General features: G+C 71.1%; 21 protein-coding genes. 5 read left to right on the forward strand and 16 right to left on the reverse strand.

Going from position 1 to position 25,766, the window contains the following annotated elements; genetic code table 11:
- Window positions 1–11: 11 nt before the first annotated feature.
- Window positions 12–632, forward strand: a complete 621-nt coding sequence (locus AC1D29_RS13410) for a response regulator (protein ID WP_477898059.1) — start codon at window positions 12–14, stop codon at window positions 630–632.
- Here the strand turns inward: AC1D29_RS13410 and AC1D29_RS13415 are convergent, their stop codons facing one another.
- From AC1D29_RS13415 to AC1D29_RS13470, 12 genes are all read right to left on the reverse strand, one after another.
- A complete protein-coding gene (locus tag AC1D29_RS13415; RefSeq protein WP_477898061.1) occupies window positions 633–1,013 on the reverse strand; it encodes a hypothetical protein in 381 nt (126 codons plus the stop codon). It lies immediately after the preceding gene.
- Window positions 1,010–2,887, reverse strand: coding sequence for an ATP-binding cassette domain-containing protein (locus AC1D29_RS13420; RefSeq protein ID WP_477898063.1), 1,878 nt, complete (start codon window positions 2,885–2,887; stop codon window positions 1,010–1,012). The genes AC1D29_RS13415 and AC1D29_RS13420 overlap by 4 nt, the downstream gene beginning before the upstream one ends.
- 48 nt (window positions 2,888–2,935) lie before the next feature.
- Window positions 2,936–4,486 (reverse strand): carboxylesterase/lipase family protein, encoded by a 1,551-nt coding sequence (locus AC1D29_RS13425; RefSeq protein ID WP_477898065.1) that lies wholly within the window; start codon window positions 4,484–4,486, stop codon window positions 2,936–2,938.
- Window positions 4,487–4,524: 38 nt separating this feature from the next.
- Window positions 4,525–5,421 carry an alpha/beta hydrolase gene (locus AC1D29_RS13430; protein WP_477898067.1) on the reverse strand — a complete coding sequence of 299 codons (897 nt, stop codon included), beginning with the start codon at window positions 5,419–5,421 and terminating at the stop codon, window positions 4,525–4,527.
- Window positions 5,422–5,491: 70 nt separating this feature from the next.
- The gene (locus tag AC1D29_RS13435; RefSeq protein WP_477898069.1) at window positions 5,492–6,115 is read right to left on the reverse strand and encodes a TetR/AcrR family transcriptional regulator; all 624 of its coding nucleotides are present in this window, start codon (window positions 6,113–6,115) and stop codon (window positions 5,492–5,494) included.
- A 32-nt stretch (window positions 6,116–6,147) separates the two neighbouring features.
- A complete protein-coding gene (fghA, locus tag AC1D29_RS13440; RefSeq protein ID WP_477898071.1) occupies window positions 6,148–6,972 on the reverse strand; it encodes an S-formylglutathione hydrolase in 825 nt (274 codons plus the stop codon).
- 9 nt (window positions 6,973–6,981) lie between these two features.
- Window positions 6,982–8,313 (reverse strand): dicarboxylate/amino acid:cation symporter, encoded by a 1,332-nt coding sequence (locus AC1D29_RS13445; protein ID WP_477898073.1) that lies wholly within the window; start codon window positions 8,311–8,313, stop codon window positions 6,982–6,984.
- Between the two features lie 123 nt (window positions 8,314–8,436).
- The gene (locus tag AC1D29_RS13450; protein ID WP_477898304.1) at window positions 8,437–9,537 is read right to left on the reverse strand and encodes an S-(hydroxymethyl)glutathione dehydrogenase/class III alcohol dehydrogenase; all 1,101 of its coding nucleotides are present in this window, start codon (window positions 9,535–9,537) and stop codon (window positions 8,437–8,439) included.
- A gap of 2 nt (window positions 9,538–9,539) precedes the next feature.
- Entirely contained in the window at window positions 9,540–11,663 is a 2,124-nt protein-coding gene (locus AC1D29_RS13455; protein WP_477898075.1) for an FUSC family protein, read from the reverse strand.
- Window positions 11,663–14,083: a tetratricopeptide repeat protein gene (locus tag AC1D29_RS13460; RefSeq protein WP_477898077.1), complete on the reverse strand. Its 2,421-nt coding sequence runs from the start codon at window positions 14,081–14,083 to the stop codon at window positions 11,663–11,665. The genes AC1D29_RS13455 and AC1D29_RS13460 overlap by 1 nt, the downstream gene beginning before the upstream one ends.
- A gap of 28 nt (window positions 14,084–14,111) precedes the next feature.
- Window positions 14,112–15,074, reverse strand: a complete 963-nt coding sequence (locus tag AC1D29_RS13465; protein ID WP_477898079.1) for a Bug family tripartite tricarboxylate transporter substrate binding protein — start codon at window positions 15,072–15,074, stop codon at window positions 14,112–14,114.
- Window positions 15,071–15,607 carry a MarR family winged helix-turn-helix transcriptional regulator gene (locus tag AC1D29_RS13470; protein WP_477898081.1) on the reverse strand — a complete coding sequence of 179 codons (537 nt, stop codon included), beginning with the start codon at window positions 15,605–15,607 and terminating at the stop codon, window positions 15,071–15,073. Before AC1D29_RS13470 ends, AC1D29_RS13465 begins: the two co-directional genes overlap by 4 nt.
- Before the next feature lie 51 nt (window positions 15,608–15,658).
- On the opposite strand from AC1D29_RS13470, the gene AC1D29_RS13475 reads away from it, so the two are divergent.
- Both AC1D29_RS13475 and AC1D29_RS13480 read left to right on the forward strand, forming a co-directional pair.
- Complete coding sequence (locus tag AC1D29_RS13475) at window positions 15,659–16,894, forward strand: FAD-dependent oxidoreductase (protein WP_477898083.1); 1,236 nt, start codon at window positions 15,659–15,661, stop codon at window positions 16,892–16,894.
- Window positions 16,895–16,927: 33 nt separating this feature from the next.
- Entirely contained in the window at window positions 16,928–18,838 is a 1,911-nt protein-coding gene (locus tag AC1D29_RS13480) for a hypothetical protein (protein WP_477898085.1), read from the forward strand.
- Window position 18,839: 1 nt separating this feature from the next.
- Here the strand turns inward: AC1D29_RS13480 and AC1D29_RS13485 are convergent, their stop codons facing one another.
- The 3 genes from AC1D29_RS13485 to AC1D29_RS13495 all read right to left on the reverse strand — a co-directional run bounded on the left by AC1D29_RS13485 (window position 18,840) and on the right by AC1D29_RS13495 (window position 22,751).
- On the reverse strand, window positions 18,840–20,534 hold the full coding sequence (locus AC1D29_RS13485) for a DUF885 domain-containing protein (protein WP_477898087.1): 1,695 nt from the start codon (window positions 20,532–20,534) through the stop codon (window positions 18,840–18,842).
- Window positions 20,531–21,499: a glutathione synthase gene (gene gshB, locus AC1D29_RS13490; protein ID WP_477898089.1), complete on the reverse strand. Its 969-nt coding sequence runs from the start codon at window positions 21,497–21,499 to the stop codon at window positions 20,531–20,533. Before gshB ends, AC1D29_RS13485 begins: the two co-directional genes overlap by 4 nt.
- Window positions 21,500–21,569: 70 nt before the next feature.
- Window positions 21,570–22,751: a benzoate/H(+) symporter BenE family transporter gene (locus tag AC1D29_RS13495; protein ID WP_477898091.1), complete on the reverse strand. Its 1,182-nt coding sequence runs from the start codon at window positions 22,749–22,751 to the stop codon at window positions 21,570–21,572.
- Window positions 22,752–22,794: 43 nt separating this feature from the next.
- Between AC1D29_RS13495 and AC1D29_RS13500 the strand changes: the two genes are divergently transcribed.
- Both AC1D29_RS13500 and AC1D29_RS13505 read left to right on the forward strand, forming a co-directional pair.
- Window positions 22,795–23,562: a class II glutamine amidotransferase gene (locus tag AC1D29_RS13500; RefSeq protein ID WP_477898093.1), complete on the forward strand. Its 768-nt coding sequence runs from the start codon at window positions 22,795–22,797 to the stop codon at window positions 23,560–23,562.
- A gap of 37 nt (window positions 23,563–23,599) precedes the next feature.
- Window positions 23,600–24,439: a hypothetical protein gene (locus AC1D29_RS13505; RefSeq protein WP_477898095.1), complete on the forward strand. Its 840-nt coding sequence runs from the start codon at window positions 23,600–23,602 to the stop codon at window positions 24,437–24,439.
- On the opposite strand, the gene AC1D29_RS13510 is transcribed toward AC1D29_RS13505, so the two are convergent.
- Entirely contained in the window at window positions 24,417–25,766 is a 1,350-nt protein-coding gene (locus tag AC1D29_RS13510) for an APC family permease (RefSeq protein WP_477898097.1), read from the reverse strand. The two genes, AC1D29_RS13505 and AC1D29_RS13510, sit on opposite strands and share 23 nt — an antisense overlap.

A 25,766-nucleotide genomic window follows, 5' to 3' on the forward strand; every position in this document is an offset into this window, starting at 1 on the left:
CCGATGTGGCCATGACCGAACGCTTGAAATTCCTCGTTGTCGACCCGTTAGCCGGCGTCCAGACCTTCGCCCGTCAGCTGCTGCAGAGCCAGGGCTTTGCGGCCGACAGCATCCTGTGCTGCGCCGACACGGACAGCGCACTGTCCCAAGGGCTTCTGTTCAAGCCCGACTTCCTGATCACCGACTGGTTTGCCAAGGCGCCGCTGACCGGCCTGCGGCTGTTCCAGCGCCTGAAGGAAGCGCAGCCGCGCCTGCACCTTTCGCTGCTGAGCTTTGACGTGACACCCGAGCACGAGCTGGAGGCCGAGGCGCATGGCGCGCACTTCCTGCTGAAGAAGCCGTTCACGGCCGAGCAGCTGAAGGCGCAGATGGCGCGCTCGCTCGAAGCCCTGGCCAAGAACTCACCCGGCCTGCACGGCCAGGTGCGCGACGCGATGCGCCAGGCCCGCCCGGCGCCGCGCGTGGCCTTGCCCGTCATCGCACCACCACCGGTCATCAAGCCCGGCGACAGCGTGCGCTACAACGGCCAGCGCCATGTCGCGCAGTACGTGGTGCACCGTCCGGGCGAGACCGTCGTTCAGCTCAAGGGCGTGGCCGCGCTGATCCCGGTGGACAAGCTGCAGCCGCCCTGATCAGACCAGGGCGCTGACCGCCATCAGCAGCGGATAGGGCAGCGCCACCGTCGGGCGCAGTGCGCTCTTCAGGTACTGGGCCACCAGCCCCGGGCCGCGCGGGCGGCTCGCGGCCCAGTCGCTGTGCAGCTGCATGGCCGCCGCGTCGGCGCCCGCCTTCAAGGCCGGCTCGATGGCCAGCAGGCGGTCGCCCAACCGGCCCTGGAAGGTCTTCAGCACACCCTCCTGCAGCCACAGCAGCGCCAGCAGCGGCAGCGCCAGCCGCGGGTCGGGCACGACCACGACGACGGCAAACGCCGCCAGCTTCACGCCCAGTGCCAGCGGTTCGTAGCGCTCGTGCTGGGCCTGCAGCGCCAGCCATTCCTCGTTCAACGCGTTCATTTGGCTTCGAGGATTTCCCAGCGCTCCATCAGCGTCAGCAGTTCGGCGTCGATGTCGGCCGCACGGTCGGTCACCTCGGCAATGCGGGCAGCGCCCTGCGTGTACAGCTCGCTGCCGGCGATCAGCGCGTTGAGCTGCGTCTGCTCGGCCTCCAACGCGGCGATCTGCTTGGGCAGCTCGTCCAGCTCGCGCTGTTCCTTGTAGCTGAGCTTGCGCTTGCTGGCGACGACCAGGGCCGGCTCCGGCGCGGCGGGCGGCGGCGGGGTGGGCGCGGCGGCCTTGGGCGCCTGCGCCTGCAAGGCGGCCGCGCGCTTGGACTGCAGCAGCCAGTCCTGCACGCTGCCCTCGTATTCGCGCCAGCGCGCCTCGCCCTCGTAGACGATGGTGGACGTGACGACGTTGTCCAGGAAGCGCCTGTCGTGGCTGACCAGGAACACCGTGCCGTCGTACTCGGCCAGCAGTTCCTCCAGCAGCTCCAGCGTCTCGATGTCGAGGTCGTTGGTGGGTTCGTCCAGCACCAGCACGTTGGCAGGCCGCGCGAACAGGCGCGCCAGCAGCAGGCGGTTGCGCTCGCCGCCGGACAGCGTGCGCACCGGCGAGTTGGCCCGCGCCGGCGAGAACAGGAAGTCGCCGAGGTAGCTCTTGACGTGCTTCTTCTGCGAGCCGATCTCGATCCACTCCGAGCCGGGGCTGATCGTGTCGGCCAGCGTCGCGTCCAGGTTCAGCGTGTCGCGCATCTGGTCGAAGTAGGCCACGCTCAGGCGCGAGCCCAGGCGCACGGTGCCGGTGTCGGGCGGCAGCTCACCGAGGATCATCTTCAAGAGCGTGGTCTTGCCCGCGCCGTTGGGGCCGATGAGGCCCACCTTGTCGCCACGCAGGATGGTGGACGAGAAGCCGCGCACGATGGATCTCTCGCCAAAGCTCTTGGACACGTCCTCCAGCTCCGCGACGATCTTGCCGCTGGCGCCGCCGGTGTCGATGTCCAGCTTGACCTTGCCCTGAACGTCGCGCCGCGCGGCGTGGGCCTGGCGCATGGCCTCCAGGCGCTGGATGCGCGCGACCGAGCGGGTGCGGCGGGCCTCCACGCCCTTGCGTATCCAGACCTCTTCCTGCGCCAGCAGCTTGTCGAAGCGGGCGTTGAACAGCGCCTCGTTCTCCAGCTCATAGGCCTTGGCGGCCTGGAAGGCAGCGAAGTTGCCGGGGTAGCCGCGCAGCTGGCCGCGGTCCAGCTCGACGATGCGGTTGGCCACGTTGTCCAGGAAGGCGCGGTCGTGGGTGATCAAGAGCAGCGAGCCCTTGAAGTCGTTCAGCAGACCTTCCAGCCAGGTGATGGCGTCCAGGTCCAGGTGGTTGGTGGGCTCGTCCAGCAGCAGCACGTCGGGCTGGGCCACCAGCGCCCGGCCCAAGGCGACACGCTTCTTCAGGCCGCCGGACAGGCTGCCCACCAGGCGGGTGCCATCCAGGTCCAGGCGGTGCAGCGTCTCCTCGACGCGCTGCTCCCAGTTCCACGCGCCGATGTGCTCGATGCGCTCCTGCACCCAGGCCAGGTCGTCGTTCTCGTCGTGGATCTCGTAGCGCTCGCGCAGCGCCTTGTGCTCGGCCACGCCCTCGCTGATGACGTCGAAGATGGTCGCGTCGCCGCGCAGCTCGGGCTCCTGGGGCACGTAGACGTTGGTCAGGCCTTGTTGCTGCTGCAGCAGGCCGTCGTCGAGTTTTTCGAGGCCTGCGAGGATTTTCAGCAGCGAGGACTTGCCCGTGCCGTTGCGGCCGATGAGGCCGACGCGCTCGCCGATCTCCAGCGAAAAGTTGGCGCCGTCGAGCAGCGCGACGTGGCCGAAAGCGAGGTGGGCGTTGGAAAGGGAGAGGACTGCCATGGGGCGATTGTCCCCTGCGCCTCATGTCAGCCGCGCGGGCCGGCCGCGCTAGCGGGCGGGCGCGGCCCGGCCGACGAGCTTCAGCCCCAGGATCAGCGTGTTCAGCCGCGCCGCCATGAAGCCCGGCTGCAGTTGCTGCGCCTCGGGCCCGAAGGTCAGCACAGTGGGCTGCCGCAGGCTGTCGACCGCCCATGCCGGGCCGGCCGCCAGCGCGGGCGTGCCCTGCTGGGCGAAAGCGACCCAGCGCTCGGCCATGCCCTGCCAGGCGCGCCGGTCGGCATCGGTCAGGCCCACGGCCAGGCAGGCGCACAGGTCGCCGGTGCCGAACACGGCGGGTACTTCGCCACCGTGGCTGACGCCAGGCTCCCGCCCCTGCTGCCCGGCGGGCAGATGGTCGAAGTAGTAGCGGAAGGTGGGCGCACGCGGCGCATGCAGCACGGCGATGCGCCGCGCGAAGGCGGTGAACGCCACGTCGCGCACGACCTGGCGGCCAAGCTCGGCCGGGTCGGTGACGCCGGGGTACAGCGGCTTGACGAGGATGCGCGCGGCGCCCAGCTGCTTCACCAGCGCGGCGGGCTCCAGGCCGAAGGCCAGCGCCACGCTGGTCTCGTTGCTGTTGCTGCCGATGACCAGGGGCACGGCGGCCTGCTGTTTGGCCTGGAACGCGGCCAGCAGCGGGCGTGGCATGGCGGCGTCGCCGACGATGAGGCTGGGCGCCAGGGACAGGCCCGGGCCGTCGAGTTGGGCGAACTGTCCGGCCGGCACGGCGCGCAGTTGCTCGGCCGTCGCCTGCGCGCCGGGCAGACCCAGCGCATCGGCCACGCGGATACCGGTCTGGCGCGCCTGCTCGCGGCTGTGGCTGGGCACGCCGTACGGGCTTTGCGCGATGGCGCGCTGGAACAGCCCTCGCGCCAGCGGCGAGGCCATCAGTGCCAGCACGCTCTGCGCGCCGGCCGACTGGCCGAACACCGTCACCTGCTGCGGGTCGCCACCAAAGGCGGCGATGTTCTGCTGCACCCAGCGCAGCGCGGCGATCTGGTCCAGCAAACCGAAGTTGGCCGTTCCGCCGGGCGCGACACGCTCCAGGGCCGGGTGAACGAAATAGCCCAGCGGCCCCAGCCGGTAGTTGACGGTGACGACGACCACGCCCTGGCGGGCCAGCGCCGCGCCGTCGTACAGCGCCAGGCTGCCCGCGCCGAAGATCAGCGCGCCACCGTGCAGCCAGACCATCACCGGCCGCGACCTCGCAGGCGCAGCGGTGGGCGCCCAGACATTCAGGTAAAGGCAGTCCTCGCTCAGCGCACCAGGGTCGCCCCCGCCTTCCAGTGACAATCCGGGCTTTTGCGGGCAGGCGGGACCGAAGCCGGCGGCCGGCCGCACGCCGGACCAGGGCGCCACCGGCTGCGGCTCACGCCAACGCAGCGGCCCGGTCGGCGGCGCGGCGTACGGCAGGCCGCGGAACGCGGTGATGCCGTCGGCCAGTGGTTCGCCCTGCACCTGGCCCGCGCCGGTCGTGGTCGCCTGCGCCAGCAGCGGCAAGGCCGCCAGGACACAGGCGCCCAGCGCACGCCACCACTGCCGATGTCTTCCACTGCTCATCTGCCGCTCCCGGGGTTGCGGCAGCCATCATCCGTCAGCTAGACGGCACGCAGCGCCGGCGACTGCACGGCGGCCAGGTGCTCGGCGACGTGCTGCATGACGGCAGGGTCGCTGAGCAGCCGCCGATGACCCAGGTTCTCCGTCACCTGCAACCGCCCGGCGGGCAGGCTGGCCAGCAGCGTCTCGCTGCCGGCCAGCGGCGCCGTCACATCGCCGCGGTCGTGCACGATCAGCGTCGGCTGCGCGACGCGCTCGCCCAGCCAGGCGGGCTCGAAGTGCCCGAGGGACACGCCCTCGCGCCGCTCGACATGGCCGCGCATGCGCAGCGCCAGGCCCTCACCGGTGCCCATGGCCTGCGCAAACCAGCGCAGGAACTGCCAGGGCGCCGGCGCCAGCGCCAGCAGCGCCGCACGCCGCGCCGGCAGGCCACGGGCCAGCGCATGCGACAAGGCCAGCGCGCCGAGCGAGTGCGCGACAACGCCGTCCCACGGCCCGAAGCGGGCGGTGACGGCGAACAGCGCCCGCACCCATTGCAGCAGGTTGCTGCGCCAGCCACTGCTGCGGCCGTGCGCGGGCAGGTCCAGCAGCAGCGGCTCGAAGCCGGCGGCGGCCAGCGTGTCGGCGAGCGGCCGCAGCTGCTGCGCGTCGCCCGCCCAGCCGTGGGTCAGCAACACCTTGGGCCGGCCGGGTTCCAGGTCGCTGCGCTGCCAGATGCTGATGTGGCCGCCCTCGAACGGCAGCTGGCGCTCCACCCAGGGCAGCGGCACATCGCGCGAGCGGGCCAGCCACTTGGTGGGCACGGGCGTGAAGAAGAGGTTCAGCGCGACGCGCGTGCCGAGGTCGGGCGACACGCGGTGCAGGCCGCGCAGCAGTGCGGCGATGCCACGGGCGGTGGGCGAGGCGTAGAAGGCGGCGGCGGGGTTGTGGGTGCTCACGGAAGGCTCCAATTTCGCACGACCGTGCGACGAAAAGACAAATGAACAAGCCGGCGATTCATCGAGCGGCTCAGGCAACAGGTGGTGAGGTGGCGACGCGGCTGTCGCCGAGCAGCCGCTGCCAGGCGCGCTCGGCGCGCTCACCCGCACGCGGGTCGCGCAGGAAGCGCGCGTCGTGCAGCAGGATGGTGAAGATGGCGTCCATCTCGAACACCATCTGCTCGGCGTCGAGGTCGGCGCGCAAATGGCCCATCTCCATGGCCAGCAGCACCGTGCGGCGCAGCGTGGCGCGCCAGCGCAGCACGCCGTCCAGCAGGTGTTCGCGCACGGGGCCTTCGCGGTCGTCGTATTCGAAGGCGCCGGCCGTGTACAGGCAGGTCTTGTGGCGGTCCACATCGCTGGCCCAGGCCAGCCAGCGGCGCATGACGGCCTGCAGCCGCGGCAGGCCGCGCGGCTCGCTCATGGCGGGCAGGAAGACGGTCTGCAGGAAGCGCTTGTCGAACTCCAGCAGCACGGCCACCTGCAACTGCTCGCGCGAGCCGATGCGCGAGAACACGCCGCTCTTGGACAGGTCCAGCCGCTTGGCGACTTCGCCGATGCTGATGCTCTCCAGCCCTTCGGTGACGGCCATGTCCAGCGCCGCGCCGACGATGGCGGTCAGCGTGGTCTCGGCGCGTTCACTGCGGGTTTCCATGACCGCAATTTAGCACGACCGTGCGGCAGCCGTCAAAGCAGCTGGGCGGCGTGGTGACGCAGGTGGTCGTCGACGAAGCTGGCGATGAAGTAGTAGCCGTGGTCGTAGCCGGCATGGCGGCGCAGCGTCAACGGCTGGCCGGCGGCGGCGCAGGCCGCTTCCAGCGCTTCGGGGTGCAACTGGTCGGCCAGGAACTTGTCGGCCAGGCCCTGGTCGATGAGGATGCCGCCGGGGTAAGGCGCGCTGCGCTGCCGCTGCATCAGCGCGCTGGCGTCGTGGGCCGCCCAGGCCGCGCGGTCTTCGCCCAGGTAGCCGCCGAAGGCCTTGCGGCCCCAGGGGCAGCGCATGGGCGCGGCAATCGGCGCAAAGGCCGACAACGACGAGAACCGGCCCGGGTGGCGCAGCGCCAACGTCAGCGCGCCATGGCCGCCCATCGAATGGCCAAACAGGCCGACGCGGGCCAGGCCGGTCTCGCGCTGCACCAGCGGCAGCAGCTCATTGAGCAGGTAGCTCTCCATGCGCCAGTGCTTGGCCCAGGGCTCACGCGTGGCGTCCAGATAAAAGCCTGCGCCGACGCCGAAGTCCCAGGCGTCGCTCTCACCGGGCACGTTGGCGCCGCGCGGGCTGGTGTCGGGCATCAGCAGTGCCAGGCCCAGCTCCGCCGCCAGCCGCTGCGCGCCGGCCTTGGTGGTGAAGGTTTCCTCGGTGCAGGTCAGGCCGGCGAGGAAGACCAGCAGCCCTTTCGGTACCGGCGGCAGAAAGAGCGCAAAGCGCATCGGCAGGCCGATCTCGGCCGACTCGTGGCGATGGAACCGCTGGGTGCCGCCAAAGCAGCCGTGTTCCGACAACAGTTCCATCCAGAGCCCTCAAGTCGCCATGTGTTGGTCGACTTTATCGAGAACTTCCTCGGGTTCTTCGGCCTGGGCCTCGGTCTCGTTGTTGAGCACCGCCTGCATGCGGTCGGCGTCCAGGTCGCCAGTCCACTTGCCGACCACCACCGTGGCCACGCCGTTGCCGATCAGGTTGGTCAGCGCGCGCGCCTCGGACATGAAGCGGTCGATGCCCAGGATCAGCGCCAGACCCTCGACCGGCACGTGGCCCACCGCCGACAGCGTGGCCGCCAGCACGATGAAGCCGCTGCCCGTCACACCGGCCGCGCCCTTGCTGGTGAGCAGCAGCACGCCCAGCAGCGTGAGCTGCTGCATCAGCGTCATCGGCGTGTCGGTGGCCTGGGCGATGAAGACGGCGGCCATCGTCAGGTAGATGGACGTGCCGTCGAGGTTGAAGGAATAGCCCGTCGGGATGACCAGGCCCACCGTGGACTTGCGCACGCCCAGGTTCTCCAGCTTGGCCATCATGCGCGGCAGCACCGACTCGCTGGACGACGTGCCCAGCACGATGAACAGCTCTTCCTTGATGTACTTGATGAACTTCCAGATCGAGAAGCCATGCGCCTTGGCGATGGTGCCCAGCACGATGAAGATGAAGATCAGGCAGGTGGCATAGAACGAGCCCATCAGCTTGGCCAGCGACACCAACGAGCCCAGGCCGTACTTGCCGATCGTGAACGCCATCGCGCCGAAGGCACCGATGGGGGCGACCTTCATGATCATGCCGACGATGGCGAACAGCACGTGGGACGTCTTCTCGATGCCGTCGAACACCAGCGTGCCGCGGCCGCCGAAGCGGTGCAACGCGAAGCCGAACAGCAGCGCAATCAGCAGCACCTGCAGCATCTCGCCCTTGGCGAACGCGTCCACCACCGTCGTCGGGATGATGGCCAGCAGGAAGCTCACCGTGTCCTGCAGCTTGCCCGGCCCGGTGTAGGCCGCGATGCCCTTGGTGTCCAGCGTCTTGGGGTCGACATGCATGCCCTCGCCCGGCTGCAGCACGTTGACGACGATGAGGCCGACGATCAGCGCGATGGTCGACACGATCTCGAAGTACAGCAGCGCATAGCCGCCGGTCTTGCCGACGCGCTTCATATCCTCCATGCCCGCGATGCCCACCACCACCGTGCAGAAGATGATGGGCGCGATGATCATCTTGATCAGCTTGATGAAGCCGTCGCCCAGCGGCTTGAGCGCCTCGCCCGTCTGCGGCCAGAAGTGCCCCACGAGGACACCGATGACGATGGCCGTGATGACCTGTGCGTACAGCGACTTGTAGAAAGGCTGTCGCCCGGCGGTAGCTTGCATGCGCGTCTCCAATCAGTTCTTCGAGCGGAACTGGCTTCGGAGCAGCTTAGGCTTGATTGGCCGCCGTGGCGACTGTGGCTTCCCACATGAATTGCAAACAGGCGCTAACGCCTGGCCGCCACGTCAGAACTCGACAACGGCGCGGATGGACTCGCCGCGGCGCATCAGCTCGAAGCCCTCGTTGATCTGCTCCAGCTTGAGCTTGTGCGTGATCAGCTCGTCGATGTGCAGCTTGCCCTCCATGTACCAGTCGACGATCTTGGGCACGTCGGTGCGGCCGCGCGCGCCGCCGAAGGCCGAGCCCTCCCACTTGCGGCCCGTCACCAACTGGAACGGCCGCGTCGAGATCTCCGCGCCGGCCGGCGCCACGCCGATGATGATGCTGCGGCCCCAGCCCTTGTGCGTGCATTCCAGCGCCTGGCGCATCAGCTGCACGTTGCCCACGCATTCGAACGAGTAGTCCGCGCCGCCGTCGGTCAGCTGCACGATGGCGTCGACGACATTGGGCACGTCCTTGGGGTTGATGAAGTCGGTCATGCCGAAGCGCCGCGCCATCGCCTCGCGGGCCGGGTTGATGTCCACGCCGATGATCTTGCCGGCGCCCACCAGCTTGGCGCCCTGGATGACGTTCAGGCCGATGCCGCCCAGGCCGAAGACGACCACCGTCGCGCCCGCCTCCACCTTGGCCGAATACAAGACCGCGCCAACGCCGGTCGTCACGCCGCAGCCGATGTAGCAGACCTTGTCGAATGGCGCGTCGGGCCGGATCTTGGCCAGCGCGATGCCGGGCACGACGATGTGGTTGGAGAACGTGCTGGTGCCCATGTAATGGAAGATGGGCTGGCCGTTCAGCGAGAAGCGCGACGTGCCGTTGGGCATCAAGCCCTTGCCCTGTGTGGCGCGGATGGCCTGGCAGAGGTTGGTCTTGCGGCTGAGGCAGAACTTGCACTCGCGGCATTCGGGCGTGTAAAGCGGGATGACGTGGTCGCCGGCCTTCAGCCACGGCACCTTGCTCTCCAGCACCACGCCGGCGCCCTCATGGCCCAGCACGGCCGGGAACAGGCCTTCCGGGTCGGCGCCGGACAGCGTGTACTCGTCGGTGTGGCAGATGCCGGTGGCCTTGACCTCCACCAGCACCTCGCCGTCGACGGGGCCGGCCAGGTCCAGGGTTTCGATGGTCAGCGGGGCGCCGGCCTTCCAGGCAACGGCGGCTCGGGTTTGGATGGTCATGTCTGCTCTCCTGCAGGTTGAAGTTGGTTCAGTGCGGCGACGAACTCGCGCGCTTCGATGCGACACAGCCGCAGCCGCCGCAGCAGCCACGGCGTCAGGTCTTGCTGGCCCAGGTGCTCGGGCCAGGCGCCGGCATCGCCGTCGGGGATCTCGGCCGGGTCTGTGCCCGTGGCGGGTTCGCCGCAGAGCACATCCACACAGGCCTTGCGGGCCAGCGGCAACGCGGTTTCGGCGCGCGCCGCGTCCAGCCGTGCGGTGCGCCGTTGCACCTGGTGCTGCACGGCGCCGAGCAGCGCCATCAGCCGGTAGCCATGGCTCAACGCCGATTCGATCTCGGCCTCGGGCAGGCGCACGCTCTCGGGCTCGACCCGCGTGCGCTGCGCCGCGGCCGCCAGCGCCGCGAGCGCCGTGTAGGCCTGCTGGCGGCTCAGCCGCTGGGCCAGCTGCTCCTCGGCGCTGGGCATCCAGCGCAGCATGTTGGCCGCATGCCGCGCCAGCGCGCCGCGCAGCTGCGTGGCCAGCCGCGGCACGGCAGCGCGCTCCCAGGACGGCAGCACGAAGCTGAACAGCCAGGCCAGGCCCGCGCCGATGAGCGTGTCGGCGAGGCGCTCGCCGATGAAGGGGTCGCTGCCGGGCGCCAGCATCAGCGGCTGCAGCAACGCCATCAGCGTGGCGGCGGTGGCGGCCACGCGGTAGCGGCGGTTCACGTAGGCGTGCGCCGTGCCCACCGCGGCGATGAAGCACAGGCTCAGCAGCGGCACCCAATGCACATGCGCCAGCAGCAGCACCAGCAGGCAGCCCTGCACGGTGCCGATGATGCGTTCGTTGCGGCGCGACAGCGTCTGCTCCAGGTTGCCGCGCAGCACGACGGCCACGCTGAGCATCAGCCAGAACGGGTGCGCCGCCCACGGCAGCGCGGCACCCAGCGCATAGGCCAGCGACAGCGCGATGGCCGAACGCAGCGCATGCCGCATGACGCCGGACTGCAGTGTCAGGTGCGGCTTGAGCGCGGCCAGCGGCCAGCCCTCCGGCGACACGAAGGGCGCCAGCTTCTCCGGCGTCCAGGGGCTGTCGACGTCGTCCTGGCGCGCCTGCCGGGCCACCATCGCGCTGACGTCGTCCAGCATGTGGCTCACGCGCGACTCCAGCGCCGACACCAGGTGGGTGCGCGAGTCGCCGGCCGGCGCGCTGACATCGGCCAACCGTGCGGCCAGCTGGGCGCGCCAGGCGTCGGCCGACACCTCGGGCAGCGGCGTGCCGAACGCCACCGTGTCGGCCAGCGCGGCCAGCACGTCGGCTAGGTGGCGCAGCGTGTCGGCCAGCGCGGCGCGCCACTGGCGGCCGGGGAAGTCCTGGCCCAGCAGCTCGGTGTCCAGCCGGCTGGCCAGCAGCAGGTCGCGCAGTTCGATGAGGCCCAGCACCAAGTCCGTCTGGCGGCGGCTGCGCGGCGAGCGGCGCGCGGCGAAGACCTGGTCGCGTGCAGCCTGCAGCGCGTCCGCCAGCACGACGTCGTCGGCGATGGACGCGCGGATGCTGGCCTCCGCACCGCCCACCGCACCGGCGATGCGTTGCGCGCGCGAGCGCAGCCGGCGCTCGGTCGCGCGCAGCGCATTGACCAGCGCCAGCTCGCGCAGGCGGTGGCGCAGCAGCACCGCACTGCCGCGCGCCCAGCCCGCATAGACACAGCCACCCAGACCCACCCAGGCGGCATGCGCCAGCGGCGACGTGGCGCCGGCCGTCCGGTCCCAGGCCATCGCGAACACCATGGCCAGCACGGGCGAGAACGACAGCGGCCCGGCGCGCAGGCCCCAGGCCAGCGCCATCAGCGACAGGAAGGTGACGCCGGCCACCAGCGCGACGGTCAACGCCAGCGAGCCGTCCGCCAGCCCGACGAGGCCGGTGACCAGCGCCGCGGCGACCACCGCCGGCAGCACGCGCGGCAGCACGCGTTGCGGCGGGTTGGGCACGTCGGTCAGGCTGGCGCAGACGGCGCCGCCGACGGCTGCGAGGCCCGCCGTGTCACCGAACAACCCGGCCACGACGCCGTGCGTGGCCGCCACACCCAGCGCCACGCTGAGGCCGTTCAGGTGCGCGGCTTCGAGGCGCCGGAACAGCGTCATCACTTGATCAGCAGCGCCATCACGCGGCGCTCGCTCGCGGGCAGCTCGTGCACCGAGAACCAGGCCGACTTCTCCGGCCGGTAGATGTATTGCGGCGGCGCGCCTGCGGCAATGCGCTGCTGCAGCGGAGCCAGCGCGGCGCGGGCGGCATCGCCCTGCCCTTGCGCCTGCAGCGCGGCCGCGCGCACGATGGTGGCCAGGTCGCTCCAGGCGCCCAGCGCCAGCGCTTCATCCGCACCGCGCTGCGCGGCGACCGCATCGCCGTCGACGAGGGCCACCCAGGCCTTCAGCGCCAGCGTGTCGGGGTCGCGCGGGTCGAGGATGAGCGCCTCCTTGACCTGGGCACGGGCGGGCTCGGTGCGGCCGGCGCGCAGCAGGTCCAGCGCGTAGTCGCGGCGCAGTGGCACGAGGCCGGTGCGCAGCCGCAGCACGGCCTCGTACTGCTTGAAGGCCTCGTCCCAACGCTCGGCCAGCGCCAGCGTGGCGGCGCGGCCCCACAGCGCCTCGGGCTGATCGCCCTGGTAGGCCAGCACGGCGTCATAGGCGGCCAGCGCCTGCGTCACGTTGCCCAGGCGGCGGTGGTGGTCGGCCAGCGCCAGGTCGACGCGGAAGCGGTCCTCGCCCTTCAGCGTGCCGGTGTCGCGCGCGAGGCTGGGCACGACCTCGGTGGCCAGCGGCGCGCCGCCATGCCACAGCGCGTCGGCCGTCGTCACGCGCAAAGCCCCACTGTTCGGGTGACGGGCCAACGCGCGCGCGGCCAGCGCCTGCGCGGCGGCGCCGTTGCCTTCCAGCGCCAGCGCATACAGGCGTGCGCCCAGGGCGCTCTCGTCGTCGGGCGCGAGCGTCAGCGCGCGTTCGAACAGCGGCGTCGCGTCGGCCAGCTTGCCGTCCTCCAGCTTCTGGTTGCCGGCGTTGACCAGCGCGATGGGCAGGCTGGCGCGCGTGTCGCGCTGCGCGAAGAAGCGCTGCACCAGCGTGCGCAGCGCCGGGTCCATCGCGATCAGGCGCTCGCGCACGATCTCGCGGCCGTCGTAGATGTCGCGCCGGGGCGAGGCTTCAGCGTTCGCGCCCTCAGCGAAGTACTCCCAAACCGAGCCGCCCGCGTAGCGCGACAGGAAGCCCGCGTTGGCCTTGTCCGTCGCATTCGCGTCCCTGGCCTTGGCCACCTGGTAGGCCGCCTCGATCTCGCGCGCCTGGTTGGCCGTCAGCACGCCGTGCACCTGGTGGGTCAGCTCGTGCAGCACGGTGTTGTACTTGTCGAAGATGCTGCGCTCCACGTCCTCGATGCCGGTGACGGTGAAGTAGCCGCCCATGCCGCGCACGTCGTCCCACAGCCGCGAGTCGTAGTCGATGCGCGCATCCTTCAACGCATGGGCCTGCGGCGTCTCGGACAGGCGCATGGCCATGGGCTTGATGAAGTGCGTCGCGCCGCCCTCCACCAGCACCGGGATGAAGGCCTTCCACGGCGCCACGGACAGCGCGACGCGCTTGCGGTGGCGCGGCGACAGATCCTGCCAGTTCAAAACGTAGCGCTCGATGCCGGGCACGACCGGCATGGGCGTGGCGGCAAAGCGGCGCTCGTAGGCGGCGCGGTGCACGTCGACGGCAAAGCGCTGCGACTCCAGCGCCTTGGCCGCGATGGCATGCGCGCGGCCCAGCTGCGGGCAGCGTTGCAGCACGCCAAGACTCAAGTTCAAGGCGGTGTCGAAGTCGCCCTGCGCGAATGCGTCGGACGCGCGCTTCACGTCGGCCAGCAGCAGCGCAAAGCCGTCGCCCAGCCGGGCCGCGAGCTGCGTGTAGTTCTCGCGCGCATAGCCGTTGCCCAGCAGGTAGTGCGCCGCCTCGTGGTGGCGGTTCAGCGCCACGGCGCCTTCGGCCGCGGCGATGGCGTCCTCGGTGCGGCCCAGGCGGATCAGCGTGTCGGCCAACGCCGCCAGGCCGTCGGCGGTGCGCTCGGCGGCCAGGCCTTGCTCGAGCTTGGCCAGCGAAGCGTCGAACTCGCGCAGTTGGTAGTGGCGCTGGCCCAGGCCGCGCAAGGCCTGCGCCGTGTCGATGGGACGGTCGGCCTTGTCGAGGGCGCGCTCGAAGCACTGCCTGGCCCGTTCGAAGTCGCGCCGGTCCAGCGCCAGCCGACCGGCCGCCAGCAGATCGACGGCGTCGGCTTTGGCATCGCCCAGCACGCCGCGCGTGCGCCGGTCGATGGCGGCGCCGTCGTCACGGGCGAACAGCCACTGGTAGATGACGGCGCGCTCGTCGGCGCCGGGTCGCGGCAGGCGCAGCAGCGCGTCGAGCGCGGGCCGCGCGCTGGCGTATTGCTGCTCGGTCAGCAGCGTGCGCAGACGGGCCGTGTCGGTGGCGGCCTGCGCAGCGCACAGAGTCAGGCAAACAGCAAGGCCAACGGCCAGTCGACGCCAGGGCATTCACGCTCCATGAAGTGGAGCGCCGATGCTAATCGTCCGAGCTGAACCCCGAGGCCTTGACGACCGGCCCCCAGTACTCGCGCTCGACGGCCAGGCGCTTGGCATAGTCGGCCGGCGGCAGGCTCAGCGGCTCGAAGCCCAGCTTGGCCAGCGCCTCGACGACGGCCGGCTCGCGCACGGTGGCGCGGGCCATGTCGGCCAGCTTGTCGACCACGGCCTGCGGCGTCTTGGCCGGCACGAACAGGCCATAGGTCTCGACCCCCACGATGCCCTTGAAGCCCTGCTCCTCGAAGGTGGGCACGTCGGGCACGAAGCGGGAGCGCGCCTTGTCCGTCACGCCCAGCAGCCGCACGCGGCCCGAGGCCAGGTGGGGCAGGAAGTCGCCGATGGAGAAGCAGCCGGCGGCGATCTGCCCGCCCATCAGGTCCTGCATGCCCGGCGCGGCGCCGCGGTAGGGCGCGTGCGTGAGCTTCAGGCCCGCGGCATGCTCGAACTGGTTGCCCAGGAAATGCGGCATCGCGCCGGCCGCGGGCGACGCGTAGGCGGCCTTGTCGGGGTTGGCCTTCAGCCAGTCGGCCAGCTGGGCCAGCGTCTTCACCGTGGCCGGCACCTGCGGCCCGACGCCGAAGCCGCAGGTGGACAGAGCCAGCGGCGCGACCGGGATCACATCGGTCGCCGGGTTGTAGGCCAGCTTGCGGTAGGCATGCGGGTAGATGGTGAACATGGACGACGGGCTGAGCAGCAGCGTCTGCCCGTCGGGCACGGCGTCCTTCAGCCCGGCGATGGCGATGCGGCCGCCGGCGCCGACCTTCTGCTCGACGAGCACGGTCTCGGCCAGCTTGCCGCGCCAGGACTCGGCGACGCGCCGGGCCGTGGTATCCACCGAGCCGCCGGCCGGGAAGCCGACGAGGATGCGCGGCGGCTGGCCTTGTGCACGGATGGCGAGCGGCAGGGCCGCGAGAGACAGCAGGGCGTGGCGGCGTTGGATCATTTCTTTTGTCTCCGGGTCGTGGTTGTTGGGGGCGAAAGAGACTGGGCGGTCGCGACCGCCGCCAGCCGCTCCAGCGCGGCTTTCAGCGCGGGGCCTTGTTCGCCGAGCTCGGCGGCGAGGGCGGCGTCATGGGCGGCCACCGCCGCCTCCAGCTTGGCGAGGCGGCGCCTGGCCGTGGGCGTCAGGTGCAGGCCCCAGGCGCGGGCGTCGTCGGGCGCGTCGCGGCGCTCGGCCCAGCCCTGGGCGGTGAGCCAGTCGGTCAGCCGCAGCGCGCCGCTGCGGTGCAGCCCCATGGCCTGGCCCAGCAGCCCTTGCCGCAGGCCGGGGTTGCGCGAGATGAGCACCAGCGCGGCGAAGCGCTGCGGGCTGACGTCCCACTCGGCGGTGGCGCGGTAGAAGTCCAGATACAGCGCGTTCTGCGCACGGCGCAGCGCATAGCCCAGCAACTGGTCCAATGGCCCATAGTCCACCCCAGGCACGGGCAGCATGGCGCCTTCGGGGGTGATGTCGCTGAGGCTGTCGGTCTTGCTCACAGCACCAGATTAGGTTTTGTTGCGCACTGCAACTATCTCGCTTACCCTGAAATGAAAGACATCGACATCGTCATCGCAGGCGGCGGCATCGGCGGGCTCACCGCGGCGCTAGCGCTGCAGGCGCGCGGGCACCGCGTGACCGTGCTGGAGGCCGTGCGCGAGCCCAAGCCCCTGGGCGTGGGCATCAACCTGCTGCCGCATGCGGTGGCGGTGCTGGACGAGCTGGGCCTGCTGCCGGCGCTGCGCGACATGGGGGTCGAGACCTCGGCGCTGGTGTTCGCCAACAAGCACGGCCAGCCCATCTACCGCGATGCGCGCGGGCTGGAGGGTGGCTACAGCCATCCTCAGTTCAGTATCCACCGCGGGCAGCTGCAGATGCGGCTGTGGGCCGAGGCCGGCGCCAAGGTGACGGTGCTCAGCGGCCAGCGTGTCGTGGGCGTGCGCGACGAAGGCCACCGGGCCATCGCGCTCGTCGAGACGGCGGAAGGCGCGCGCGAGCTGGCGGCCGATCTGGTCGTCGGCGCCGACGGCATCCACTCCGCGCTGCGGCGGCGGCTGGCACCCGACGAAGGTGCACCCTGCTGGCGCGGCGTCATGATGTGGCGCGGCACGTCCTGGGCACCGCCCTTCCTGGACGGCCGCACCATGGTGCAGGCCGGCCACAGCCAGGCCAAGTTCGTCGTCTACCCGATTGGCGCGCCGCGGGCTGACGGGCTGCAGCTGATCAACTGGATCGCCGACCGCCGCGTGCAGCAGCCCACGCCCGGCCTGACGGCCCCCGACCGCGCCGACTGGAGCCGCGCGGGCAGGCTGGACGACCTGCTGCCCACCTTCGGCGCCTGGCACTTCGACTGGCTGGACGTGCCCGGCCTCATCACGCGCGCCGAGCAGATGCTGGAATGGCCCATGGTCGACCGCGACCCGCTGCCGCGCTGGCAGCTGGGGCGCAGCACGCTGCTGGGCGATGCGGCGCACCCGATGTTCCCCATCGGCTCCAACGGCGCAACGCAGGCCATCCTGGACGCCCGGGCGCTGGCCGACGCGCTGGCCGCCCACGCCGACCTCGACGCCGCGCTGGCCGCCTACGAGGCCGAGCGCCGGCCGCTGTGCGCGCGCATCGTCGAGATGAACCGTGCCGAGGGTCTGGACGCCATCCTGGACCGCGTGGAGGCGCTGGCGCCGCAGGGCTTCGCGCGGCTGGAGGACGTCATCGCGCCGGCCGAAGTGGCCGCCGAGATCAACGCCTACAAGGCCGCCGCCGGGCACCGCACGCGCGATACCGCTTGATCGCCGTGGCAGCGGCGGGGATCATCGCCGCCCATGTCACCACCGAAGCTGGGCCGCTCCGTCCCGCCGCATGAACGCCATCCCGTCGCCTGGTACCAGCCCGACGTGCTGTGGACGGCCGCGCAGCAGGTGCTGTCGTCGCTGGACCAGCTGCGCAACCGCGACGGGCGCGAGAGCCAGCCGCTGCCGCTGGTGGTCATCGACCGCAGCCAGCCGGAGGCCGACGGCGAGTTCAAGGGCGAGTTCTGGTTCGACTTCATCGCCGACACCGGCGACGGCGGCAACGCCGGCTACGCGGTCGCTGGCGCCGCGCTGGCCGAGCGGCTGACGCTGGATGGCCAGACGCTGCCGCGTGGCGAGCTGCTGCTGTTCGGCGGCGACCTCGCCTACCCGGCCGCCAGCACCGAGGACTACCGCTACCGCTTCGTCGAGATATTCGAGGCCGTGCGCAACGACTTCCAGCCGACGCTGGTGCGCGGCCGGCCGCTGACGCTGGCGGCCGTGCCGCAGAACCACGACTGGATGGACTCGACGGCCACCTTCAGCCGCTACTTCGTGCGCGGCTACGACTCGGCGCCGCTGCTGGGCGCGGCCATCCCGCAGCGCCAGTCCTATTTCTGCATCAAGCTGCCCGGCGGCTGGTGGGCGCTGGGGCTGGACTTCGCGCTGACGCACGACATCGACCGCGACCAGTACGAGCAGTTCGAGGCGCTGGTGCTGGGCCTGCACGGCAAGCCGCCAGCCATCGCCGACACGGACAAGGTCCTGCTGATCTACCCCGAGCCCTACTGGACCCGCCCCATCGGCGACGGCGCCGACGCCAGCCACCCCAAGCGCTACCAGCGCCTGGAGGGCCTGCTGCGCGGCCGCGTGAAGCTGCGCCTGGCCGGCGACCTGCACCACTACATGCGCTGGGACTCGGTGAGCTGGGGCCGCCTGGTCACCTGCGGCACGGGTGGCGCCTTCACGCACCCCACGCACACCAAGACGACCACGCGGCCGGTGCGGCTGACCGAGTTCGACACGCGCGACTGCATCCCGCCAGAACCCTTCACCGCGCGTCCGGCGCTGGCCATCGGCCTGACCGAGGACGACCATCCGGGCTGCGAGTTCGAGCGCCAGGAGGCCACCGCCTACCCCGATGCCGCGACGTCCCGGGCCGGCTGCGTGGGCAACCTGTGGGCGCTGTTCCGCCGCGACGCCAGTGGCGGCGGCGGCAATGTCTGGTTCGCCGTGCTGCTGGGGGCGCTGTACTGCTTCAACGCCTACCTGAACTCCACGCCGTTCACGCGCTCCTTCCAGCCCGACCTGTTCCGGCCGCTGTGGGAGTTCGACGTGCACGAGTACCCGCTGGCGATGGCGCTGTGGCTCAAGGCCATGGTGTTCAGTCCGCTGGGCCTGCTGATCAACGCGGGCATGGCCTTCGGCTGCATGGTCATGGGCCGCGAGGCCGTGGACGAACTGCCGCCCAAGGCCGGCCGCGCGTGGCGCTGGGGCGCCACCTGGGGCATCGGTTTCATCCACGCCGTCGTGCACGTGGTGGCCATCTTCAACCTGACCTTCTGGCTGCACCAGCTGGTGGGCGAATGGGACTGGATCCCCAACCGCGACGGGCTGCGCGGGCTGATGGCGCACGCCAGCCTGGTGGGGCTGGGCGTGTTCCTGGGCGGCACGCTGCTGGGGGCGCTGATCTTCGGCGGCTATCTGGCGCTGATGTCGCGCCTGGGCCTGCTGACCAACAACGGCTATGCGGCACTGGACGGGCAGGACCACAAGGGGTTCTTGCGCTTTCGCATCGACAAGGATGGCGGACTGACGGCGCACTTCATCGCACTGGACCGCGTGCCGCGGCGGTGGCAGCACAACGCCGGGCCGGGGCCGGTGTGGATGGCGGACGATGCGGCGGCAGCGCCGCCGCAGCTGCATGACCGCTTCAGGCTCTGACTCAGGCCTTCAGCATCTCCGCCGCAATCAACCTCACCGGCGCGCTGCCGTAGCTGAGGAACTTCTCGTGGAAGACCTTGAGGCCGAAGCCCGGCCTGGCCCTGAGCTGCTCGCGCAGCGCAAAGATCTCGCTGTAGCCGCTGAAATAGCTGGTCAGCTGCACGGAGGTCAGCTGCACGCGGCGCCATTTCTCCACGGCCTCGCGCTCGGTCTGGAAGGCCTGACGGGTCAGCAGGTCCAGCGCTGCCTTCTGGCCCATGCCCAGCACGTGCACGCTGTAGTCCAGGATGGTGTTCGTGACCGAGCGCAGGTGCCACTTGCCCCACATCAGCGTCATCTCGGGCGAGGCGCCGTAGCCGCTCTCGATCATCACGCGCTCGCCGTAGACGGCCCAGCCTTCCACCATCGCGCCGTTGCCGAACAGCGCCTTGACCTTGCTGGGTGCGCCGTTGGCGTAGACCAGCTGGGTGTAGTGGCCCGGAATGGCCTCGTGGATGTTGAGGATCTGCAGGATCCAGTGGTTGTACTCGCGCAGCGTGCTCTCGGCCTCGGCGGGCGTCAGGTCGTTCAGCGGCGTCACGTTGTAGTAGGTGCGGTCCTGCGGCCGGTAGGGGCCGGGCGCTTCAATGCCGGCGCCGGCCACGCCGCGCTGGTAGACCGGCGTCTCGCGCACGACCAGTGGCTTGCTCGGGTCCAGCGTCAGCAGGTCGTGCTCGCGTATCCAGGCCTCCAGCTGCGGGATCTGCGCGCGGATCTCGTCGACGAAGCGTTCGCGCGCGACATGGCGTTCGCTGAGCTTGGCAATGACGCGGCCGATCAGCGCGAAGCGGTCGGCGGGCGGCGCCTCGCTGCCGATGACGGTGGGCCACAGCGCGGCGGCCTGTGTCTGCATGCTGGCCAGCACTTCGCCCTGGCGCTGCAGCGCCAGCTCGTAGGTCTGGCGGGCCGTGCGGGCGGACTGGATGTCGTGCGCGAACTTGGGCTCGTACAACGCCGCACCCAGGCGCCAGGGCCGTTTGGCCGTTGGCAGCAGCCGCTGCAGATGGGCCTGGTAGCCGGCCACTGCCAGGCGGGCCGCGTGCAGCGCCGGCGCCATCAGCGCGCCCATGCCGACCTGCTGGGCGTGGGACTCGACGTCCGCCAGCACGGCCAGCACGCCCGGCGCCTGCTGCAGCGCCAGCTCGGTGTGCTCGCGCGTCACGCCAGCCAGGCTCTTGCGCGCCTCGGCGTAGAAGGCCGGCAGTTGCTTGAGCCGCGCATGCAGCGCCGTCACGCGCTCGGGCAGCGGCGCCCATTCGGTGTTGAGGATGAGGTCGATGGGGCCGGCCGGGTTGTGCTCGGCCGGGCTCCAGGCCCATTCGCGCAACGTGTCCAGGCGCCACAGGTCGCTCTTGATCTTGGCGACCAGCATGTCGCGGTCCATGCGCTGCGTGGCCGACAGCGGGCCTTCGGCGATGCCGTCGAACTGCGGCAGCCAGCGCTTCAGGAACAGCCGGCGCTGCTGGCGCTGCGCGGCGCCCGGCAGGCTGAGGCGATCGGCGAACTCGAAGCGACCGGCCGCGACCGCCGCATCGGGGTCCAGCTGCCACAGCGCTTCGAGGAAGGCTTCGGCCTGCTTATCGAAGTCGGCGTCCTGGGCCAGCACGGGCAGCGTCAGCCCCGCCAGGCCGAGGGCGGCGAAATCACGGCGCCTCATGCTGCACCGGCCATGGCGGCTTCCAGCGCGTCGACAAACATCTTGGCGACGTCGAAGCCGCTCTGGTCGGTGATCTCCTGGAAGCAGGTCGGGCTGGTCACGTTGATCTCGGTGACGTTCTCGCCGATGACGTCCAGGCCCACCAGCAGCAGGCCGCGCGCGGCCAGGATGGGGCCCAGGTGCTCGGCGATCTCGCGGTCGCGCGCGGTCAGTGGGCGGGCCACGCCCTTGCCGCCGGCCGCGAGGTTGCCGCGCACCTCGTTGCCCTGCGGGATGCGCGCCAGGCAATGCGGCACCGGCTTGCCGCCGATGATGAGGATGCGCTTGTCGCCCTCGGCAATGGCCGGGATGAAGCGCTGCACCATGACCGTCTGCGTGCCGTCCTTGTTCAGCGTCTCGATGATTGACCCGAGGTTGAGGCCGTCGTCCTTGACGCGGAAGATGCCCATGCCGCCCATGCCGTCCAGCGGCTTGAGGATGATGTCGCGCTGCTCGGCATGGAAGGCGCGGATCTCGGCCGGGTCGCGCGTGACCAGCGTCGGCGAGATGAACTCGGGGAACTCCAGGATGGCCAGCTTCTCGGGGTGCTCGCGCAGTGCGCTGGCCTTGTTGAAGACGCGCGCGCCTTCGCGCTCGGCCTGGCTCAGCAGGTGGGTCGTGTAGAAGAACTCGCTGTCGAAGGGCGGGTCCTTGCGCATCAGCACGGCGTCGACGTCGGCCAGCGCCAGGTCGGCCGTGGACGTGACCGTGTACCAGTCGTCGCTGTCCTTTCCAGCCTTGCCGGTCAGCGCGATCTCCACCGCCGCGCGCGCCGTCACGCGGCCGCCGCGCAGCCAGACGAGCTGCTGCGGCTCGCAGGCGAGGATGCTGTGGCCGCGCCGGGCGGCCTCGCGCATCATCGCGAAGGTGGAGTCCTTGTAGGTCTTGAAGGTGGAGAGCGGGTCGGCAACGAAGAGCAGCTTCATGGGGCGGGCCTGTCGGTTCATCGCCGGCCAGTGTTGCACAGCGCGCCCCGCCTCGCCCACCTGGGGCTGCCTAGGACGGCTGCCGGCGCCGCCAGCTCGCCACGACGGTGGCCACGCCGCCTGCCACCACGCCCCAGAAGGCCGCGCCAATGCCCAGCAGGCTGATGCCGGACAGGCAGACGAGGAAGGTCAGGATGGCCGCGTCGCGGTGGGCCTCGTCCTTCAGCGCCGCGGCGAGCGCGCCGGCGATGGTGCCCAGCAGCGCCAGGCCGGCGATGGCCGCGACCAGCTCGCGCGGGAAGGCCGACAGCAGCAGCGCGACCGCGCCGCCAGCCAGGCCCAGCAGCACATAGAACAGGCCCGCGGCGACGGCCGCCGTGTAGCGCCGCGCCGGATCCTCGTGCGCCTCGCGGCCCATGCAGATCGCCGCGGTGATGGCCGCGAGGTTGAAGGCATAGCCGCCGAACGGCGCCAGCAACGTGGTCGCCGCGCCGGTCACGGCGATGGAGGCAGACACGGGCGTCTGGTAGCCGCTGGCGCGCTGGGCCGCCACGCCCGGCAGGTTCTGCGAGGCCATCGTGACGATGAACAGGGGCAGCGCCGCGCCGACGGCGGCATGCCAGGTGAAGTGCGGCGCCGTCCAGACCGGCAGCGCGAAGATCTGCGAGGTGTCGGCACCGGCGAAGCTGAGCCGGCCCAGGGCCAGCGCGACGATGACGCCCGCGACCAGCACGCCCGGCACCGCGTAGCGCGGCCACCAGCGGCGCCCGGCGAGGTAGGCGGCGGCCATGGCCAGCACCAGCTCGGGCGCCGTCTTCACGCTGGTGACCGCGTCCAGCCCGAAGCGCGCCAGCACGCCGGCCAGCAGCGCCGAGGCGATGGCCACGGGGATGCGGTCCATCAGCTTTTCGAACCAGCCGCTGGCGCCGGCCCAGACGATGAGCAGGCCGCAGACGATGAAGGCGCCGATGGCCTCGGGCATCTCCAGCCCCGACGTCGAGGCCAGCAACGCCGCGCCGGGCGTGGACCAGGCCGTCAGCACCGGCTGGCGGGTCCACAGGCTCAACACGAGGCTGGTGATGCCCATGCCCAGGCCCAGCGCCCACAGCCAGGACGCGGTCTGCGCCGGCGTGGCACCCAGCGCGACGGTGGCCTGGAAGATGATGGCCACCGAGCTGGTGTAGCCCACCAGCACCGCGACGAAGCCGGCAACGGCGGTGGACGGTGAAAAGTCTTGCAGCAAACGACGCATGCGGCCAGCATAGCTGCGGGGGTCAGGCGAGGAGTTCAAGCGGATGTGCCGGTTTCTGGCGTACACGGGTGAGGCGATATTTCTGGAGGACCTGGTCTGCAAGCCGCGCCATTCGCTGGTGCGGCAGAGCCTGCAGGCTTCGGAGGCCAAGACGGCCACGAATGGCGACGGCTTCGGCATCGGCTGGTACGGCGAGCGCGACACGCCGGGCGTCTACCGCGAGGTCATGCCGGCCTGGAGCGACGAGAACCTGCTGGCGCTGTGCGCCAATGTCCGGTCTCACCTCTTCATGGCCCATGTGCGCGCCGCGACCGGTGGCGGCGTGTCGCGGCTGAACTGCCACCCCTTCCACCTCGGGCGCTACCTGTTCATCCACAACGGTCAGGTCGGCGGCTTCGGCAAGGTGCGCCGCCGCCTGGAGACGCAGTTGCCCGACGACCTGTACGAGCTGCGCCGCGGTGCGACGGATTCGGAGCTGCTGTTCCTGCTCCTCATGGCCCGCGTGCAGGCCGGTGAACCGGTGGCCGACGCGCTGCGCGCAATGCTGCACGACACACGCGACGCGATGGTGGCGCTGGGCATCGACACGCCGCTGCGCTTCTCGGCCGCGCTGGCCGACGGCGAGCAGCTGTGGGCCGTGCGCTGGGCCAGCGACGGCCACCCGCCCACGCTCTACCTGAAGCCGCAGCGCGGCGGCTGGGCCATCGCGTCCGAGCCGCTGGGGGACGACGCCGAAGCCTGGACGGCCATCGCCGGCGGTCAGCTGGTGCATGTGCGGGATCAGCTCATCACGCAGCGCGAGCTGGGCTGACAATGCCGCCGCCAATCAGAGCAGGGAGTCATCGTCGATGCGTGTGGTGTTGCCGACTGCCGGTCTCGCGCTGCTACTGCTTGGGGCCAACGCACACGCCGCTGCGATAGGCACCGGGCCCTTCGATTTCTCGCCGCACATCATCGGTCTCGTCGCCAAGGGCGAGGCCGACGAGGTCAGCCGCGATTTCGCCCAGGGGCTGAAGAAACCGCTGAGCGTCGACATCCACCCGCAGAGCGACCCGCTGGAGGTGGTGAAGATCGGGCTGTGGCTGCAGGAGCGACGCCCCGTAGTTCAGCTCAAGGGCAGTTGCGTCGGGGTCTGCGCCAGGTCCATTCTGCTGAGCGGAGCCGTCCAGCGCATCAAGGCGGGCACGGTGATCGCGCTGGGAGGCATGTCGGAATTTCCGGCCACGGTGAAGGCGCAGGTCGATGCGGGCGAACTGTTCATCGGCGGCGACGACCGCAGCCAGGCCTCTCGCGAACGTCTCCTGGAGGCCTTCCAGCCTGCGATAGCCCGTGCGCAGCAACTGCGCGCACTGGCGGACGGGCAGCTCCAGCCGCCGCAGGTCGCGCGGGCGTTCGCCGCCGCGTTGACGCAGCGCTGGCGGGTCGCGAGCATCGGCTTCACGGAAGAACGGTTCAACATGCAGTTCGAGACACCCCGGCACGCCTGCCTCTGGTGGGTGCCCGATGCCCAGGGCCTGCGGCAGCTGGGGCTGGACGTGCCCGACTACCAGCCCGCCAGCCCGGCCCAGGCGGCCCGGCTGTTGAAGGTGCCGGAGGCCTTCATCTACGTCGGGCCGGCCCTGGCGGCCTTGCCCGCACAGCCCCTGTGCGAAGGCACAAAGGACTTCAGCTTCCCGCTGCTGCCCTGACCCTGCGCCGACCCAGCCCAGCCAGCAGCAGCGCGCCCGCCGCCAGCACGGCCAGGCCCACGACGGCGCCCGTCTTCACATAGACCAAGCTGGCCCACAGCAGGTAGGCGCTGCAGGCCGTGAACAGCAACGGCAGCCACGGATAGAGCGGCACGCGGAACGGCCGTGGCTGGTCGGGCTCGCGGCGGCGCAGCACGATGAGGGCGGCGCCGCTGAGCGTCAGGAAGGCCCAGTAGACGGGCGACAGGTAGTCCACCATGGTGGCGAAGCCGCCGCGGGTCAGGTCGCCCAGCGCCACCAGCCCCAACGCGACGGCCGAGGTCGCGACGACGGCCGCGCTGGGCGTGCCGCGGCGCGCGTTCCATTGCGCCAGCCGCCATTCGGCGGCCAGGTCGCGCGCCGCGGCGTAGGTGGTGCGCGGGCCGGCGATGAGGATGGCGTTCATGACCGACAGCGCGGTCAGCGTGACGACGCCCACCATCAACAGCTCGGCGCCGCGGCCGAAGGCCAGGCGCATCAGCTCGGCGGCCGGTGCCTCGCTGCGCGCCAGGCCCGGCAGGCCCAGCACGTTGACATAGGCCCAGTTGGCCAGCAGGTACAGGCCCATCACCGCGCCCAGGCCCAGCAGCAGCGCGCGCACGATGCCGCGCTGCGGGTCGCGCATCTCGGCCGACAAGGTGGCCGCGTCGCTCCAGCCGCCGTAGGCCAGGAAGACGAAGACCATGGCCACGCCCCAGTCGGCCTGGCTCGCCGCCGCGCCTTGCGTCGCCGCCGCGTGGCCGCCGAGCTGATAGGCGCCCGCGCCCAGGCCCAGCAGCAGCAGGCCGACCATCACCAGCACCGTCAACCCCAGTTGCGTGCCCAGGCCCACGCGCACGCCCAGCAGGTTCAGGCCGGTCAGCCCGACGATGAGGGCGGCGGCCAGCACGGCGCTGGCATGCGGGCCCAGCCAGGGACCCAGGTCGACCACCTGGGCCAGGTAGTCGCCGAAGACAAAGCCCAGCAGCGCCATCGAGCCGGTGTGGATGACGGCGAAGCGCGACCAGGCGAACAGGAAGCCGACCCGGTGACCGTAGGCGCGGCGCAAGAAATGGTAGTCGCCGCCCGCATCCGGGAAGGCCGCGGCCAGCTCGGCAAAGCACAGCGCGCCGACGAAGGACAGCAGGCCGCCCAGCGCCCAGGCCAGGTAGAGCTGGCCCGCGTCGGGCAAGGCCTGCGCGACCATGGGCGAGGTCTTGAAGATGCCGGCGCCGATCACCATGCCGACGCACAGCGCGCCGGCGTGGCGACTGCCCAGGCGGCGCTCGGGCAGCGCGGCCGGGCTCAA

The sequence above is a fragment of the Roseateles sp. P1_C6 genome (assembly GCF_056406315.1).

What these genes read in the sequence shown, in the direction of transcription:
- AC1D29_RS13445 (WP_477898073.1), bottom strand. Translation starts at nt 8,313, where the DNA reads ATGCAAGCTACCGCCGGGCGACAGCCTTTCTACAAGTCGCTGTACGCA.
- AC1D29_RS13500 (WP_477898093.1), top strand. Translation starts at nt 22,795, where the DNA reads ATGTGCCGGTTTCTGGCGTACACGGGTGAGGCGATATTTCTGGAGGAC.
- AC1D29_RS13415 (WP_477898061.1), bottom strand. Translation starts at nt 1,013, where the DNA reads ATGAACGCGTTGAACGAGGAATGGCTGGCGCTGCAGGCCCAGCACGAG.
- AC1D29_RS13465 (WP_477898079.1), bottom strand. Translation starts at nt 15,074, where the DNA reads ATGATCCAACGCCGCCACGCCCTGCTGTCTCTCGCGGCCCTGCCGCTC.
- AC1D29_RS13495 (WP_477898091.1), bottom strand. Translation starts at nt 22,751, where the DNA reads ATGCGTCGTTTGCTGCAAGACTTTTCACCGTCCACCGCCGTTGCCGGC.
- AC1D29_RS13505 (WP_477898095.1), top strand. Translation starts at nt 23,600, where the DNA reads ATGCGTGTGGTGTTGCCGACTGCCGGTCTCGCGCTGCTACTGCTTGGG.
- AC1D29_RS13420 (WP_477898063.1), bottom strand. Translation starts at nt 2,887, where the DNA reads ATGGCAGTCCTCTCCCTTTCCAACGCCCACCTCGCTTTCGGCCACGTC.
- AC1D29_RS13485 (WP_477898087.1), bottom strand. Translation starts at nt 20,534, where the DNA reads ATGAGGCGCCGTGATTTCGCCGCCCTCGGCCTGGCGGGGCTGACGCTG.
- AC1D29_RS13410 (WP_477898059.1), top strand. Translation starts at nt 12, where the DNA reads ATGACCGAACGCTTGAAATTCCTCGTTGTCGACCCGTTAGCCGGCGTC.
- fghA (WP_477898071.1), bottom strand. Translation starts at nt 6,972, where the DNA reads ATGGAACTGTTGTCGGAACACGGCTGCTTTGGCGGCACCCAGCGGTTC.
- AC1D29_RS13435 (WP_477898069.1), bottom strand. Translation starts at nt 6,115, where the DNA reads ATGGAAACCCGCAGTGAACGCGCCGAGACCACGCTGACCGCCATCGTC.
- AC1D29_RS13425 (WP_477898065.1), bottom strand. Translation starts at nt 4,486, where the DNA reads ATGAGCAGTGGAAGACATCGGCAGTGGTGGCGTGCGCTGGGCGCCTGT.
- AC1D29_RS13455 (WP_477898075.1), bottom strand. Translation starts at nt 11,663, where the DNA reads ATGACGCTGTTCCGGCGCCTCGAAGCCGCGCACCTGAACGGCCTCAGC.
- AC1D29_RS13475 (WP_477898083.1), top strand. Translation starts at nt 15,659, where the DNA reads ATGAAAGACATCGACATCGTCATCGCAGGCGGCGGCATCGGCGGGCTC.
- AC1D29_RS13460 (WP_477898077.1), bottom strand. Translation starts at nt 14,083, where the DNA reads ATGCCCTGGCGTCGACTGGCCGTTGGCCTTGCTGTTTGCCTGACTCTG.
- gshB (WP_477898089.1), bottom strand. Translation starts at nt 21,499, where the DNA reads ATGAAGCTGCTCTTCGTTGCCGACCCGCTCTCCACCTTCAAGACCTAC.
- AC1D29_RS13480 (WP_477898085.1), top strand. Translation starts at nt 16,928, where the DNA reads ATGTCACCACCGAAGCTGGGCCGCTCCGTCCCGCCGCATGAACGCCAT.